Source organism: Streptomyces sp. NPDC001219 (assembly GCF_053597915.1).
The window spans coordinates 1-15,655 of record NZ_JBSFJF010000015.1; the positions used below are offsets into that span (position 1 = coordinate 1).

General features: G+C 67.9%; 14 protein-coding genes. 3 read left to right on the forward strand and 11 right to left on the reverse strand.

What is annotated here, in order from left to right; genetic code table 11:
* Window positions 1–510: 510 nt before the first annotated feature.
* The 3 genes from ACWC9R_RS12135 (at window position 511) to ACWC9R_RS12145 (ending at window position 6,040) form a co-directional block, all read left to right on the forward strand.
* A complete protein-coding gene (locus ACWC9R_RS12135; RefSeq protein WP_450731094.1) occupies window positions 511–1,386 on the forward strand; it encodes a transporter in 876 nt (291 codons plus the stop codon).
* A gap of 878 nt (window positions 1,387–2,264) precedes the next feature.
* Window positions 2,265–2,663 (forward strand): endonuclease domain-containing protein, encoded by a 399-nt coding sequence (locus ACWC9R_RS12140; protein WP_450730870.1) that lies wholly within the window; start codon window positions 2,265–2,267, stop codon window positions 2,661–2,663.
* A 902-nt stretch (window positions 2,664–3,565) separates the two neighbouring features.
* A complete protein-coding gene (locus tag ACWC9R_RS12145) occupies window positions 3,566–6,040 on the forward strand; it encodes a tetratricopeptide repeat protein (RefSeq protein ID WP_450730872.1) in 2,475 nt (824 codons plus the stop codon).
* Window positions 6,041–6,479: 439 nt separating this feature from the next.
* On the opposite strand, the gene ACWC9R_RS12150 is transcribed toward ACWC9R_RS12145, so the two are convergent.
* The 11 genes from ACWC9R_RS12150 to ACWC9R_RS12200 all read right to left on the reverse strand — a co-directional run bounded on the left by ACWC9R_RS12150 (window position 6,480) and on the right by ACWC9R_RS12200 (window position 15,642).
* A complete protein-coding gene (locus ACWC9R_RS12150; RefSeq protein ID WP_450730874.1) occupies window positions 6,480–7,994 on the reverse strand; it encodes a DUF317 domain-containing protein in 1,515 nt (504 codons plus the stop codon).
* A gap of 60 nt (window positions 7,995–8,054) precedes the next feature.
* Window positions 8,055–9,182, reverse strand: coding sequence for a DnaB-like helicase N-terminal domain-containing protein (locus tag ACWC9R_RS12155; protein ID WP_450730876.1), 1,128 nt, complete (start codon window positions 9,180–9,182; stop codon window positions 8,055–8,057).
* Window positions 9,182–10,429, reverse strand: coding sequence for a DNA cytosine methyltransferase (locus tag ACWC9R_RS12160; RefSeq protein WP_450730877.1), 1,248 nt, complete (start codon window positions 10,427–10,429; stop codon window positions 9,182–9,184). Before ACWC9R_RS12160 ends, ACWC9R_RS12155 begins: the two co-directional genes overlap by 1 nt.
* Window positions 10,426–11,313, reverse strand: a complete 888-nt coding sequence (locus tag ACWC9R_RS12165) for a hypothetical protein (protein ID WP_450731095.1) — start codon at window positions 11,311–11,313, stop codon at window positions 10,426–10,428. Before ACWC9R_RS12165 ends, ACWC9R_RS12160 begins: the two co-directional genes overlap by 4 nt.
* Window positions 11,314–11,379: 66 nt before the next feature.
* Window positions 11,380–11,847 carry a hypothetical protein gene (locus ACWC9R_RS12170; protein ID WP_450730879.1) on the reverse strand — a complete coding sequence of 156 codons (468 nt, stop codon included), beginning with the start codon at window positions 11,845–11,847 and terminating at the stop codon, window positions 11,380–11,382.
* A complete protein-coding gene (gene trpA / locus ACWC9R_RS12175; RefSeq protein WP_450731097.1) occupies window positions 11,840–12,637 on the reverse strand; it encodes a tryptophan synthase subunit alpha in 798 nt (265 codons plus the stop codon). Before trpA ends, ACWC9R_RS12170 begins: the two co-directional genes overlap by 8 nt.
* Window positions 12,638–12,672: 35 nt before the next feature.
* The gene (locus ACWC9R_RS12180; RefSeq protein WP_450730880.1) at window positions 12,673–13,146 is read right to left on the reverse strand and encodes a hypothetical protein; all 474 of its coding nucleotides are present in this window, start codon (window positions 13,144–13,146) and stop codon (window positions 12,673–12,675) included.
* 100 nt (window positions 13,147–13,246) lie between these two features.
* On the reverse strand, window positions 13,247–13,978 hold the full coding sequence (locus tag ACWC9R_RS12185) for a hypothetical protein (RefSeq protein WP_450730881.1): 732 nt from the start codon (window positions 13,976–13,978) through the stop codon (window positions 13,247–13,249).
* 115 nt (window positions 13,979–14,093) lie between these two features.
* The gene (locus ACWC9R_RS12190) at window positions 14,094–14,816 is read right to left on the reverse strand and encodes a DUF317 domain-containing protein (protein ID WP_450730883.1); all 723 of its coding nucleotides are present in this window, start codon (window positions 14,814–14,816) and stop codon (window positions 14,094–14,096) included.
* A complete protein-coding gene (locus tag ACWC9R_RS12195) occupies window positions 14,813–15,346 on the reverse strand; it encodes a hypothetical protein (RefSeq protein WP_450730885.1) in 534 nt (177 codons plus the stop codon). Before ACWC9R_RS12195 ends, ACWC9R_RS12190 begins: the two co-directional genes overlap by 4 nt.
* Before the next feature lie 80 nt (window positions 15,347–15,426).
* Window positions 15,427–15,642 (reverse strand): hypothetical protein, encoded by a 216-nt coding sequence (locus ACWC9R_RS12200; protein ID WP_450730887.1) that lies wholly within the window; start codon window positions 15,640–15,642, stop codon window positions 15,427–15,429.
* Window positions 15,643–15,655 lie beyond the last annotated feature (13 nt).

Consider the following 15,655-nt stretch of genomic DNA (forward strand, 5'->3'; position numbering starts at 1 on the left):
GAGGCCTTGTGCTCGTGAAGCTTTGGCCAGGGGCATGCCCCTGGCCAAAGCTTCACGACTGGGGCAACGAGGGGAGGAACGGTGAGGTACACCATGTCCGAGTCGTCATCAGCCCTGGAGTGCTCGTAATGCGGAATGGACGGAGGGCGCCACCACCAACCACCAGATCCCCATCAGCTCTGGAGGCAATGCGTGGGGAAGCTGAGTTGCACAACCATTGAGGTGCGCGGATACGTCGGTCGGCATGCGGGCATGCGAAAGGTGCTTAGAAGGCGCCTGCTCTATCCACTGAGCTACGGGGGCTGACCTGCGAAAACGCAGTCATCCAACGCTCGTCCCAGGCACGTGTGGGACGTATGTGGGATCGGGAGATCCCTGGGGTCCGTGGGATACGAGCGCCCCGGCGGACCGAACGTAGGGTCTCACACAATCTTCACGGATCTGCAGACCCCGACGGAAACAATTGTGCGTCTGCTCGACGTTCCTGTTCTTCGAGTCGAAGAGGGAGAGGTGTCGGGCCTGAAGCTGTTCAACACGAATGGCGGCGTGACTGAGGTCACGTCGCGTCTTGCTGCGGTCGAGGGGGATGTGCAGAGCCTGATCGAGGCGCATATGGAGACGATGCTGGGGGTGCGGTTCCTGGCGAGCGAGTACGTGATCGACTGCGTCGATGGCGGACGGATCGACTCGCTCGGGATCGACGAGAACGGCGCGCCGGTGATCGTCGAGTACAAGCGCGGCACGGATTCCGGCGTGATCAATCAGGGCCTGTATTACATGGCCTGGCTGACCGCGCACCGGAGCGCCTTTGAGAGCCTGGTCCGCGACCGGCTCGGGGCTCCAGCCGCAGCCCAGATCCTGTGGCACGCGCCCAGGCTGATCTGCGTCGTCGGCGACTTCACCCGCTACGACGCCCACGCGGTACGCGAGCACCGCCGCAGCATCGATCTGGTCCGCTACCGGTACTTCGGCAGCGAGCACATCGGCCTTGAGACCGTGGTGTCGGTCACCGGCAAGTCGCCTACCGGGGCAAGGAGCCGTCGACGCGCAGCCATGCCACGCCAGCAAGTCAGCCCCATGGCTGATCTGGCCAGGGCCGCCGATGAGGTGCTCGTCGGCCTCGGAGACGGCGTCACCCGGGTGCAGCGCAAGCAGTACGCGGCCTATCAGAGGCTGCGGAACATCGCTTGCCTCATTCCCCAGCAGGCCAAGGTGCTGGTCTATCTGAAGGTCGATCCGGAGACGGTGGATCTCGTGCCCGGCTTCACCCGGAACGTGACGGGGCTTGGCCACCACGGCACGGGCGACCTGGAGGTCCAGCTGCGCACGGAGCGGGACCTGGAGCGTGCCCAGGACCTGTTCCGGCTCAGCTACGCCGCGGCGTGACAGGGCAGGGGAGGAGGTGCATGCCTGGCGTTGTTGACATTACGGATCGTCGCTGTGCTGCCTTTCGACGAGGCGGTCAGGAAGTGGCGGTGGAGTCACAAGTATTCGGCGGATCTCCGGTTTCGGTAACCGGGGATCCGCCGCTATATTGCCGTCCACCTCCGTCAGAGAGCCGGATCCGGCTCTTGCAAGGAGCTAGGCACTCGTCCGGCGTCATGTCCCAGTGCTGCTCCCAACTGCTGCATCGAGCGAATCTGCGCCATGATCCGGAAGACCCGTGGCGACGTAGCGCTGCAGCACTCCGAGCGGTGGACGAGGAACTGGCCAGCCGATGGTGACACCCGTCCCGGTCACGGCGTACGCGCTCACGTTGGCCTGGGACGGTAACGAGCGGTCCCCGCTCCGTTCTCGCCATGACCACACCAGACCTGCGTGACGAATCGCCGCTCCATCCAGGGGCATTCGTGATCGATGGGGGACAGGACCATGGCGTGCTCGTTGAGCGGCTCGAAGGCTTGCGGCCCGGGCTGTCAGTGGTGCGTGGTGGGATAACCGCAGCACCGTTGCCGCTGCCTTAGGAGTCGCCCGAAATGAGCTTGCGTACGACGGCCCCTGCTCCTCGCGAGCCGAAGATGACACCGGAGCGAGCACGGCATCTCGCTCTGGTTAAACGCATCAGGCAGGAGCAGCGAGCTGCCGGGTTACGTCCTGGGGAGGCTCGATGCGGGAGACCCCTGAGCGATGGAGTCAGGCGATGCCGGTCGTGGCCGCTGCCTGGCCTTGCTGGATGCGCACGCCACCTCGACGATGAGGAATGGCAAGACACGGTCGACTACCCACGCGCGTACTTCCGTGACAGCAGCGGAGGATGCGTCCGCATGACGGTTGAGCAGCAGGTGGAACGAAAGCTCTGGGAGGCTCAACCACCGGCCTGCCATTCCTGGCCGTACCTGAGGACCGTGTCCTTGCCCGACCAGGATCCCCTCGAACTGCTTGTCGCCTGGCAGGCAGGGCGATGTGCCGGCTGCGGGCACCCGTTTCATGCCGAGGCGGTGATTGACCACTGCCACGAATCCGGCCTTGTCCGCGGCCTCCTTTGCGCCCTGTGCAACAACGCCGAGGGGACTGCACCACCGCGACATCCTCGATGGCTCAGATACCGGACGCTGCCGCCGACACTGATCCTTGGTCTGCACCTCCCGTACCAGAGACCGGTGCGCCGGCGACTCGTCGAACTCCTCGACAGTGGCCAAGAGCCGGCGGCCAAGGAAGGATGACTGAGCTACACCGCGAGGTCGGCTGGTGAGGTGGCACACCGTGCAGGCCCGGTGTTAGCAACACGGCGGGTGGTTCAGGGCTTTCATACGTTGTCCGGTGCGTCCTACGTCACGATGTGATACCGAGGACCAGAAGCCTCTCCGCTGGCGATACTTAAGGACGGGCATGCCAGAGAAGGCGGCTCACTTGTAGGGGAGGCCGGATGTCGGACCGATGGAAGATTGCAGCAGTCGTACTCACGGTGGCCGTTATCGTGTCAACACCGTTGGTGTGGTTGCTCGATGGGCCCGATACAGGTGAGCTGGTCGGCGCATCCATCCAGGCCGCCACGGGCATCGCAGGTCTGGTCTGGACGATGTGTCACCAAGCCGCTCAGGCAGCAGGCCCAGCTGACATGGCCACAGAGACCGGGACTGCCGAGAGTTCGCTCGGTGGCCACGCCCAAACCGGGGTACGGCGCCCAGGTGGAGCAGGCAACGGCTCGGCTCACGCAGCGCAGACCGGGAACGCCACGGCACAGGGTGCCGGAAGCAGTGCCAGCACGGGTATCGACTACAGCTGATTTTCCAGCCGCTCCAGGGAGAAGGAGACCTGCGTGAAGAAGTGGCCGTCGCGCCGTCGTGCGCCCAGCTCTGGAGCTGACGGTCCAAGACACAACTCAGCGCCTCAGACACCCTTCGTGCGGGCCACGAATACGGGTGACGCCCACGCCCGAGACGGTGGGAATGCGACCACTGGCTATCGCGGCCCGACAACTGGCTCACCCGGCTCCCCGCCCACTCCACCAGCGGCATGGATCCACAACACCGGGAATGCCGCCGCCGGGGCAGGCGGTATCGCCAACACCGGTTACCTGGAAATCGATACGCTCAACATCACAGTGCCGCCTCTCCGAGGACCGGTGAGCTGGCCGATGCAGGTGGGCACTCCGCCCCTTCCAGCTACCGCTCTTCAACCTCGCACGGATGTACGCAATCGCATCAACCATGCCTGGATCAGCCATAACACCATTGTGTTGACCGGGGGCGGCGGCGTGGGCAAGTCACAGCTGGCCGCTGCCATTGCCCGCGAGACCCTCGCCAAGAACATTGACCTTGTGGTGTGGGTGAGTGCCACCGAACCGGAACGGGTGATCGCCCAGTATGCGGGGGCCGCGCACCGTGTTCAGGCTCCTGGTGCCTCCGGACAGGACGCCGAGAGCGATGCAATCGCCTTCCTGGACTGGCTGGCCACCACACCCCGGTCATGGCTGCTTGTCCTTGACGACATCGCTGAACCCGGCGTGATGGGCCCGTGGTGGCCGCGATCCCCCTCGGTGGACAGAGGGCGGGTGCTTGTCACGACGCGGCGTCGCGAGGCCATCCTGTCTGGCGGAAGCCGAACTGTCATCGACGTCGAGCCCTATGCGCCGGACGAAGCCAGCGCCTATCTTCGTAGCCGCCTCTCTGCCGGTAGCGCTGCCCACCTTCTGGACAGTCAGGCGGATCTCCTCATCGAAGAACTAGGCCACCTGCCGCTGGCGCTGTCGTACGCCACCGCCTACATGATCAATGAAGCGGTGCCCTGTACGGTGTACCTGCGTCGGCTCACTGGTCAAGGCCCCCGGCTTGAGGAACTGCTGCCGCCTCATGCCGACACCGACGGCTATGGACGGCACGTCGCAGCGGCTCTTCTGCTGTCACTGGACGCGGCCAACTCTTCTGATCCCAAAGGACTAGCTCTCCCCGCCATCCGTCTGGGCGCCTATCTCGATCCCGCCGGGCACCCCAGGACACTATGGACGAGCACTGCGATCATCGAGTACCTGAGTGCCCACCGGGCGACCCCGCCGCAATCGCTGACTGCGGCAGTCAGCCCGGACGAAGCCCAGTCAACGCTGAGACTGCTTCACCGCTTCGGGCTGCTCGTCGACGATCCTGAAGGCGGACACCGATCAGTGCGGCTGCACGCCCTGACCGCGCGCGCGGCCCGGGAATCCGTACGCCCAGGGGAGCTACCTCCCATCGTGACAGCCGCCGCGTACGCGCTGCTGGAGGTATGGCCGGAAGAGGACCACATGGCCCCCGACCTGGGAACTGCCCTACGAGCCAACGTCGACACCCTCGCGAATTGCGTCGGGGCCCCAGGGTGGTCAGCCATCGTCCACCCTCTGCTATACCGTCACGGCACTAGCCTTCTTGAGGCTGGCCTGTATCCCGCCGCACTCGATTACTGGCGTCGCCTCACCTGCCAGTACGAGCAATTGCTTGGGAAGAACGACCTCGCGACACTGTCAGTGCGCGACAAGCTAGCTACCGCCTGTTGGCGAGCAGGTCTTCTCGAAGAGGCTGTAGATATCCATCGGCAAGTCGCGAAGAAACGTAAACGGCGATTGGGGCGCAATCACCCAGATACTCTCGCGGCGATCGGAAATCTTGCAGTTTCCTGCCGGAGTGCCGGAAATGGCGACAAGGCAATCGTGCTACTGGAGCGCAATGCAATAAAGCTCGAGAAGGTACATGGGGGCGACTCGCCGGAACTCCTCAACTGCCTTAATAATCTCGCTACGGCCTATGGTCACGTGGGGCAACTGGGTCCTGCAATCGAAATTTTGGAAATAGTTTCCGCGAAATATGCACTAGCTCTGGGGTCGCGCGACCCTGCGGCCCTGCTTGCTTGCAGCAATCTTGGCGCGCACTATCATTTGGCAGGTCGCAATCATGATGCCATCGAAATGCTGGAACAATCTGTCGCCGGATTTGATGAGGTGTTTGGTGTCAACCACCCTGAAACACTCACTGCGTCCCTGAATCTGGCTTCCGCCTACCAGGCGGCAGGGCGTTTGGGAGAGTCGATTGCATTTGAAGAGCGAGTCGCCGATGCCCGCGAGTGGCAACTCGGTCCCGATCACGCTGAAACTCTCAATAGTCGGGCCGCTCTGGCCCGCTCCTATTGTGCCGCTGGCCGTATTGATGACGGTATTGCCCTGATGGGTGATGTCGCCCGTGGGTTCGGGAACGCGCTCGGGCAAGATCACCCTGAGTGTCTTACCGCCTACGCGAACCTCGCTGTCGTCTACCGTCAGATCGGACATGTCGGTGAGGCGATCGAAATTCAAGAACGGGTCGCTGTCGCAATTGAGGAGATGTTTGGAAACGGGCACCCGAACGCGCTACTGGCGCGCGGCAACCTGGCCACCAGCTATTGGGATGCCGGGCGGCTTGCTGAGGCGATTTCAATCGAAGAGCAGGTTGCGGATGCCTGTGAACGCCTGCTAGGGATCGATCATCCTCTTACGGTAAATGCCTATGGGAACTTGGCGGTCTCGTACCGGAGTGTCGGCCGCCTTGCCGAATGTGCTGCAATAGAAGAACGATTTGAAATCATTATTGAATGATCGGTGAACTTCTTCAGCGTTGCCGCTCCAGGATGGGGACGGCTTTGGCGATTGTGCTGGCCTCCGGCGTGTGGCTCTTGAAGTCTGTCGAGCATCTCGTAGAGCAGCTCCGTTGCCCGCCCGCGCTTCATGGGCGCTCCTCTGCCGTACACGGCCGCTGGTTCGACCCTACGGGCCAGATGCTTGGGCGAGGGTGCACCGAAGAGTGAAGGTCCTTTCCCGAACGGGAGGCGCTGAGCGCGGTCACTTCGGTCATCCGAAGCGCGGCCCAGCATCATGGCGGAGGGAATGATGGATACCGCGATGATGCCACAGTGATCGTCCTACTGCGACACACCATCTGAGGGGAGTTCAACGCCTGGTCTGCCGAGAGGCCGGCAGCTGAACTGTGCCGGACGGGTCACCGATGCTGGCACGGCATTTCGCGACGCCGAATTCATCACGAGCGTGCCGTACAAGATGGGATGGGGCAATTAGTTGCCCCATTCATTGAGGTAGCCGTTTGCGCCAGGGCGCCGATCCTATGGCGTCCGGACTGGTGAGCCGCCAACGCAAGTTCTGTGGCTTTGGGCGAAGGCTCAGCGGAGTCGGCGGGCTGGGCGCCCGGGCCGGTGGGGGCAGCGGCGGGTAGCTTCGCATTCGCCGGGGGCGGCTGCCGGGGCGCACTGGAACGGGGCCCGTGATGGCGGGTGCCAGTGCCGTGTGCGAGTTCTGTAGCCAGGTCGGCGATCGTTGAAGCCGGCGCGTGGGGTGAGGCGTGCAGTGCCCAGGTGGGCTGGTCGACGCTTGGGCCCGCCCAGATGGTCCAAGTGGCGAGGGCACTGCTCGGCTTCTGGGCTGCGAAGACGTCGAACTGTACCCCCGCGTCCTGGGACGGGTTCGGCCAACGGATGAAGCGCCCGTCGACCGTGTGCTTCCAGCCGGCTTCAACGAGCGGCTTGGTGGCGCTGGTGACCGACTTCTCGTCCACGGCGCGGCCGATGGCGGTGTCCCATCCGTCGCCGTCGGCGAGGTGGTCCAGCAGCTCTTGGAGCACGGGGGCGGGTGTCGCTCCTGTCGCGGTGAGGTGCCACATGCGGTCCGAGACGGGCGTCTCGTATGCGGCGATGGTCCAGGCGGTCTCGTGGGCGGGGGCGTCGTGGGTGCGCTCGATGCGCAGGGTCTGGGATTCGTGGATGGCGTGGGTGGTCTCGTCGGACCAGGTTCTCCACTTCGACCAGTCGCCGTGCGTGTCGAGGAAGTCGTCGAGGAGGGCGTCGTGGTCGCCGGGACCGGCGGCGTAGGAGGGTACGGTCTCCGGCTCCCGGCGCGGAGGTTTGGGCTCGGCGGGTGGTGTGCCGATGGAGGTCCGGGCTTCTGCAGCGGCACGCTCGGTGTCGGTCAAAGGTGCGGGGCCCGGGCGCATGGTGTCGCCGTGGAGCCGCTCGAAGGCGACCAGCGCCTGGGCGGGAGAGTCGAAGGTGCGGGCGACCTGCCGCAGGTGGTTCTCGCCGTGGAGGTAAACGCTCTTGCCGGTGTTGAGGTAGGTCCCGACCGCGACGGTGGTGTGGCCATCGTGGGCGTGGGCGTGGATGAGGAGGAGACCGTGACGGATGTCGTCAAAGATCTTCTGGGCCGCGGCGGAGACCTCCCGGATCTCGGTGCGGGTGCACCAGTGCATGGGGTAGTCGGCCCATGTCCATTCCTCGTCGATGGCTTCCCGGAGCCGGGGCGTGATCTCGACGGCGATCCCCGAGGCGATCAGTTCCCGGGCGGCGTCCTCGGCCCAGTAGGGCTCCTCGTGGTCGATGCGGGCCAGGACCAAGGTGTTCTTGGCGACAACGTGCCAGTCGGCGGCTTCCAGGCCCATGTGCGGGATGTGGGCCTGGGCGCCGGTCAGGGTGGCGATCACGGCGCTGGGGTGCGTGGGGTGGGTATCGAGGCGGACGTGCGCGTCGATGGATGCCGGTGTCACCAAGAGGTGCTCTTTCTGTCAGTGGCCGGATCATGGGTCCGGCCACCGGCGGGGTTGAGGTCAGCGGGTGAGGCGTGCGGTGGGTGGGGGCGGAGCCGTGGTCCGCGGCGGACCGGCCCGGGGCGCCGCCGTGGACGTGGTGCGCGGGGGCCGGCTCTCCGGTGCGGGTGAGGTGGCGTGCTGCCACCGGCTACGTACGGCGGACAGTCCGGCGAGCGCGCGGCGGCTTCCGGTGATCAACTGGTGCGGGGTGTTGGCCTGGTCGTCGGTCAGTACGCCCAGCCGCAGTCCAACGGCGTGCGCCTGGCCGAGCAAGGCCCGCCGCACGATCCTCTCGCCCCAGTAGTCGGGCAGGCCGACCGGATCGGATACCAGCGCCATCAGGTCGGCTGCTGCGACTTGTTCGGTGAGCAGTTGCCGGTGCTGGGCCTCCCAGACAACCGTCACCGGATCAACGGCGTCACCTCGGCGGGCGAGGGCGGTCAGGCACCGGTAGAGCTCTCCGTGCAGGGGGAGCGCGAAGTCCTCCGGCTGCAGCCACCGCATGAGGTGGAGGTCATCCGGGTGGGCGGTCGCGGTGGCGAGCAGCAGACGTTCTTCGTCGAGGGCTTCTTCGCCGGCCTCCCGCGGCGGCGGCGGCGAGGCGGGAGTGCGGGGCAGGGAGCCGGGGTGTGCGGCGAAGCGCGTGGCGAGTTCGTCGAGGTAGCGGCTCAGGGCATCGGCTTGCGCGAGGACAGTGGTCGCTGGGCTCGGCAGGGTGGTGTCGGTGGCGGTCTGGCACAGCCGGTCGGCGTGCTCGCGCAGCGTCCGGCGGGCGTGACCCGCGCGGACCATGCCCGCGTACGCCGTGGCGTGCTGGGGCCGGGGGCAGCTCTGGATGAGGGTGTGCAGGTAGGAGGCGGTCAGCCCCGGCGCTTCGGGTCGCGCCTTGCTCAGTACGGCGTCGAGCCAGGTGGTGTCGTTCGCATGCTCCTTCGGGGTGGGGGCCGGGACGGTGCGCATGGCGGTGAAGAGCACGCTGTGGGCGTGGGCGCCGAAGTGGTGCGGCTCCAGGAGGCCGATGGTCTTCAGGCGGTGGGGTTCGAGCAGCACGGCGCCGAGCAGGGCTTGCTCGGCGTAGTGCACGGGCCGCGGCGGCGAAGGGTCGTACGGGTCGTCGCTCTCGGGTGGGTCGGGAGTGCGGGACATCAGACGGCCAGGGTGAAGTCGTCGGGGGTGAGGGTCTTGCCGAGGTGCGGGGCGAGAAGGTGGGCAGCGAGGCGGGGCGGTACGGCGTTACCGATCTGGCTGAAGATTTGGCCTTTGTTGCCGGCCCAGGGGTAGTCGGCGGGGAACGTCTGAAGCAGGCCGGCCTCGCGGGCGGTGATTCGGATGGGAGCCGGAGGACCAGCGTCACCGGCAGGCGTGGCGGCGGGTTCGGCGACCCAGGTGCATTCGTTCGAGCGGTGCCCGAAGAACAGCGTGCCTGCGGGCTCGGACAGGGGCCGCACGGTGGCGTTGGTCTGGTTGTTGCTCCGCAGGTACCAGGCCCAGCCGGGCGCCGGACGGGAAAGGTCCGCAGGCGGATCGTCCCGGGCTTCGGGCCTGACGGCCGGTCCGGTTTCTTCCCGGCAGGGCGGGGGTGTGACGCTGTCCGGGTGGGGGACCCAGGTGCCGCGTTCGCGGGCGGTGGACAGTGCCTTTCGGGAGCCGGAGGGGAAGGGATCGGCGCCGCCGCCCGGTCCGCCGCCGGCGCAGATGGTGGGGACGGGCCGGGTGGTGGCGCCCCAGCCCAGGGCGTCGGCCATGCTGACCCAGCGGTCGCGGCCCGGCCCGAACAACGAATCGGGCTCGGCGATCCGGGCATGGGTCGGGGCCGGAGGCTGCGCCGTGCGGACCCTGGAGGCAAGGAGGATCGCGCGCCGCCGTGTCTGGGGAACACCGAAGTCAGCGGCGTTGAGGATGCCCACCCACACGGAGAAGCCCCAGCTGCGCAGGATGGCCGCGTACTGCTTCCACAGCGGCAGGACGTCTGGCACCTCCTCCATGGCGACCCACTCGGGCTCGCCGACCGTGTGCAGGGCGTGGAGGTAGCGCATCGGCTCTGCGGCGAGCAGGGAGCGCTCGTCGCGGCAGGCGGTGAGCAGCCGCTCGCGGGTGTCGCGGCCCACCGCGAGGTCGGCGACCGCCTGGTGGACCAGGGGCTGGTCGATGAGCCCGAGGCGTTTGCCGGCCGTCGACCATGCCTGGCACGGCGGGGACGCGATCAGCCCGCGGGTCCGGCCGGTGAAGGGCCACGTCGGATACGTCGCCACGTCGGTCTGAATCGTCAACTGCCCAGCGGCAGTACGGGTTTTGCAGGCCCACTCGTCCCATTCCAGGCCGATGTCCTGGGCGCCGAGGACGCTCAGTGCTCTGCTCCAGCCGCCCGGCCCCGCGAAGAGGTCGAGGATCAAGCGGCCAGCCCGAAGTCGTCCTGCGCCGTGTCCGTACCCCCGCGGCAGGCCCAGGGCGAGCAGCCATCCGTCACGCCGTTCTCCAGCTCGTCGGCCTCGCCTTCGCTGATGTCCAGGGCAGCCTGTTCGGCAGCGGTGACGTGGTCGATCGGCGCCTGGATCAGCGGGACACGGGAGCGGTGCAGAAATGCCTCACCGAGAAGCCGGTTACCGGATGCGTTGGCGCGGGCGTTCCCCTGCCGGATGGCCGCGTCGAATTCGACGACGTCCGCCCACTCGGACGGTGACGTATCCCTGATGTGCCGCCACTGCGCGTTGCCGTGGAACGGGCACCCGAGGCACGACGACTTCGGGGTGTCGGCGAGGTTGAGCGACGACAGGTAGCGCACGCAGTTGGCTCTGCTCCAGCCGAGGTCGATGAGCGGGTGCCGGTTGCGCATGTACTTCACGTCCGCGTCCTTGGCGCGGTGGAACTCGTCGGTGGAGATCCCGACCCATTGCTCGACGAACACCTCGCGCGGGATGCGGGCGGGGTAGGGGTAGCCGAGGAGTTCGCGGACCTGCTTCTTGATCGGCTTGATCTTGTATTCGCCCGTGCACTGCCGCCGGGTCATACCCGGCCTGCCGTCCTGGTTGAGGATGTGGAGCGGCATGGAGGCGAACCGGTGCTGCGGGTCGAGAGCGTCGTCGCGGATGTTGCCGGTGGACACCCGCAGGACGGGGATGCCCGCGGGCGCGGCGATCTCCCGCTCCAAGCGGTCGAGGTGCGCATAGACGGACTGCGGTTCCCAGCCGGTGTCAGCGAAGATCGCGTAATCGACCTTCGGGAGGATCCCCTCGGCGGAGAGGGCGAGGAGGGTGCTGGACTGAACTCCGGCGCCCAGGGAGAGGACGCGGAATCGGGGCTGATCGGAAATGGTCTGTCCTGGAGATGGGGAAGGGGGCACGCCTCAACGGAGCTGGTGCGTCAGTGGGTTGGGCGGGGCCAGCCGGTCACGGTGTATGGCGTGGCAGAGGGCGGGGATGCGGTCGAGGAGGTCGATGGCCGACTCGATGAACTGCTGCGGTGACGGGCCGATGAGGACCACGCGCGGTGACACGGCGTCGGCTCGGCGGCGCCGGTTCTCCACGGCCCGGGCGAGGGCGGCGGCGAGTTCGGCGCCCGTGTCCTGGGCGGCCTTGGCGAGGTGCGCGACCCGTTCGAGGAGCAGCAGATCCGCGGACGTGGGGTGCGGCGTGTGCTGTGCGAGGGAGCGGAACAGGTACAGGGCGGTGTCGGCGAGGTCTTGGGTCTCGGTGATCCAAGCGGCCAGCGCGGATGCGTCGTCGGTGGTGCCGGTGCGCAGTGCCCGGTCCAGGGCCAGGGCATCGGTCTTGATCCGGTCGAGGATCTGAGCCGGGGCGGAATGATCAGGCACGGGTCTCCGTGGAGGTGGGGGTGTGCAGGGCCTGTGCGAATGAGGCAGCCACTTCGGCAGCTCGACCGGGGGAGGTGGCCAGGGCGCGCACGACCGGGGTGCCGATGACGACGCCGTTCACGACCGGGGCGACGCGCGCGGCGAGGGCAGGGGTCGAGATCCCCACGCCCGAGACCACGGGCAGCGGGCTCGCGCCGCGCAGGCGCCGGGTGAAGTGGCCGAGTGCCGGAAGATCGAGCGCCCCTTGGTAGCCGGTGGCCGCCGTGCTCGCGGGTGCGTAGAGCCATCCGGAGGCGCCGGCCACCGCCGCGGGGAGGCCGGTGTCGGGGGTGGTGCGGGGGATGAGGCGCGGGGTGTGAAGGCCCACTTCCCGCGCGGCGTCGTGCCAGCGGGCCGCCTGGTGGGCGGGCAGGTCGACGACCATCACGCCGGCGGCACCGGCATCGGCGAACAGGCGGGCCAGGTACTCGGGGCCGTGGCGGCGGACGGGCTCCCAGTAGGTCATGACGACGGTCGGTCGGAGGCCGGCGGCATGCTCGACGGCGCGGACGGCGGCATCGAGGGTGTCTCCGCGTCGTAGGGCACGGTGGTAGGCGGCCTGGATGACGGGGCCGTCGAGGGCGGCGTCCTCGGTGGCCAGGCCGACCTCGAACAGGTCGGCACCTGCCTGCGCGAGCTGGTCGAGGTGACGGCGCTCGGACGTCACCGGATGGATGCCGGCGGGGACGAACACGCCCAGCGAGCAGCGGGGTTGGGCGAGGAGGGTGTGGAGGGGATCGGCAGTGGTCAGGGTCGGGCCTTTCCCGGCGAGGCTGTCGCCGGAGGTCAGCGGCGGCGCCCGGCCGGCGGCGTCGGGGGCGCCGCGGGTGGGGCGGCAGCGTGTCGTGGTTGCGGGCCGGGCGGCTCGGGCGCGGCAGGAGGGCTGGTGAAGGCGGGGGCGACGAGGTCGAGGGTCTGGGCGAGCTGCTCGGCCTGGTTGTGGGCGTCACGGAGTTGCTCGGTGACGTCGCCGGGCAGCCGGTTCCACTTGGCTTGGTAGCGGTAGTGCTGGATGATCTCAGCGGCGTTGCGCAGCTGGTCGGTTACCTGCCGCAGGATCGCGGTCTGCTGCTCGGGTGCGGTCGCGGCGTGGGTGGCCTGCAGGAGCGCGTCCAGGGTGGTGGGCAGCGGCTCGTCGCTGGTGGGGAGGCCGAAGAGGTCGGCATGCAGTGCCTGGGCGAAGCCCGTTACGGGTCCGCTTCGGCCGCGGTGGCGGTACTCGGCTGGGGCCTGTCGGCGAGCGGCAAAGCTGACGGTCACGTCGCGGGGTGCGGCGCCGGGGCAGAGCTGGCCGGCGAGGGCCTGGGCGAGATCGTGCGCCGTCAGGGGTTCGGAAGGCGTCGTGGACTCCGTGAGTTGGTCAGCGGGCCGCGGCGCGTGCCGCGGTCGCGGCTGGGCGGGCTGGTGGGCGTGTTGCGGCGGGTGGGGTGGAGCGGGGCCGGGCGAAGGAGGCGGCGAGGTCGCGGCGCCCGGCTGTGGTGAGGTGGACGCGCTCGTCGCGGAACCAGTCCGGGCAGTCCTCGCGCTTCACCAGGCCGCGGCTTTCCAGGGCGCGGATGGTGCTGATGCTGACGTGGAGGTCCTCGCGGCGCAGGTAGGGCTTGTCGCCGGTGATCGCCACGTCGCCGCGCGCCACCGCGCGCAGCGTGGACTCCTGGGTGCGGGTCAGGGCAGGCGGCCGGTACTCGGGTACGAAGCCCCGGAGGCGGCGTTCGGCGACGAAGAGTTCAGCGGTCGCCAGGGCGTCTGAGGAGCCCAGGGCAGTGAGGCTCGCGGCAAGGGTGAAGTATCGGCCGGCTCCGCGGCGGGCTTCCTGCTCGGTCACGACCGCCAGGAAGCCGTCGCCCAGCTCAACGGGCAGCCCCGCGCGGGTGTCGTCGAGGAGGTCCACGGCATCGAGGAGATGGTCGGCCGAGTCGGTCGCGAGATGGGCGAGTTGGCGCACGCGTGCGTACACCGCGTGGATCGCGGGGCTGTGGTACATCGGCTGGGCGGTGAGTGTGTCCGCGATGTCGAGCGCGGACCGGGCCAGGTGTTGTGCAGATTCCGCCTGGGCGTTCAGCAGGGTGGTGGGGGTGGGCCCGTTGAGCATGTGCCGCTGGTGAGCGTCGGTGAAGCGGGTGAAGTCGGATGCCAGGGCGAGGAGTTGCTCGGCGGGCTCAAGGGAGGCGGTCTTCTCGGTCAGGTTGGCTCCGGGACTTGGGGAGTCAGCGACGCCGGCCGGGGCGGCTGGGGCGGTCGAGCTGCGCGAGGGCGTGATGGACGTGGGGATTCACTGCGGCTCCGCGCACTGGCGTGATTGAGGCGCTGTTTCCGTGCAGTGTGCTGAGGGGGATGTCGGCGTAGGCCCGCTCCACCGCCATCGGCGCGGCCAGATGGGAGAAGAACTGGCCGATGAGGCACTCAGGGGTGTCTTGCGTGAAGGTGGCGAGCGGCGCGCCCTCGAAGTAGGCGTGTTCGGCCTGCCAGGTGATCTCCTCGCCGGGCGTGTGCTGCAGTCGGCAGTACAGGTCGGGCGAGGTGAGGACGCCGTCTTCGGCGGACCAGTCGTTCAGCTTGGCGAGCTGGTCCAGGGGCATGTCTGTGATCGGGATGCGGTCGGCGTGACGGGCATCGCCGAGCAGCTGCGGCAGTGCCTGGGTGACGGCGGCAACTGCCTCCAGAGGCGCCTGTCGGCTGAACGTTGCTTTCCAGTACGGCTCGTGGTGGGCGACGGTGAGCCACTGGCCGCGCGGGTGCAGCGGGGCGAAGCCGACGAACACGCTGGCGTCGGGACTGTCGATCGTGATGTGCCCGGTGGTGGCATCGTGCTCGTGCTTCCATCCGAACAGGTGGATGAGGGGGCCGATCACGTCGGCGATCCGGTTGCCGGCGCCTGCCATGTACCGAGGCGAAACCATGATCCGTTCATCGTGTGCGTACGGGCTCATCGGCGTCCCTCCCGCTTGGCCGCAACCGTGGGGGTGGTGGTTGGCACCGTGGTCGCACTGGTGCGGGCGCGGTGCTGGGCCAGGGCGCGATGTCCCTCGGCGGTCACGGTGATGCCTCGCCCTTGGTAGAGCGGTGCAGAGGTGTCGAGGTGGACGAGGCCACGCTTGTCCAGGGACTGGAGCGTGGCGGTCGTGATGAGGGTGTGGTCGGGTGTGAGGACGATGGCCGAGTCGCGATCCCGCGTCTGCATCGTTGTCCCGACCTTCGCCAGCGCCCGCAGTGCCTCGTACTGGGTGGAACTGAGCTTGTGGGAAGCCTGTTTCGTAGTGGACGGACTGCGTTCGAGGCCGCGGTCGATGCCGCTGGCCAGGTAGAGGCAGTCGGCTTCGCACCCGGCGAACTGGTCGGCGGCGTCGGCGAGGTAGCTGGCCATTTCTGGCAAGGCACGGGCGCGGCGGGCACGGCGGATGCTGTCCTCGTCCTCGTGCGGTCCGCCGAGGCCGATGCTGTCCAGAGGGTTGGCCGCCACTGCGCGGGCGAGGTCGCCGCTGGCCAGGGATGCCCCGGAGACGACGGCTCCGAGGGCGTTCAGCGTGTGTCGGCTGCCGGCTATTCCTCATACGGGCTTCCGTCGAGGGCGGCGAGCCGCAGGAGCGCCTTTCCGACCAGCTCATGGCTCTTGAGGGCGAGGGGGGCGAGCTGTCGAAGCGCTTCGGGGCCCGGTGTGACGGCAAGGTCGAGTACCTCGTGGTGGAGGGTTTTGAAGTCGTCGGCGAGGCTGCGCAGATGGTGGATCTCTTCGGTGAGATCGGTGGATGTGGTCAACAGGGGACTCCGG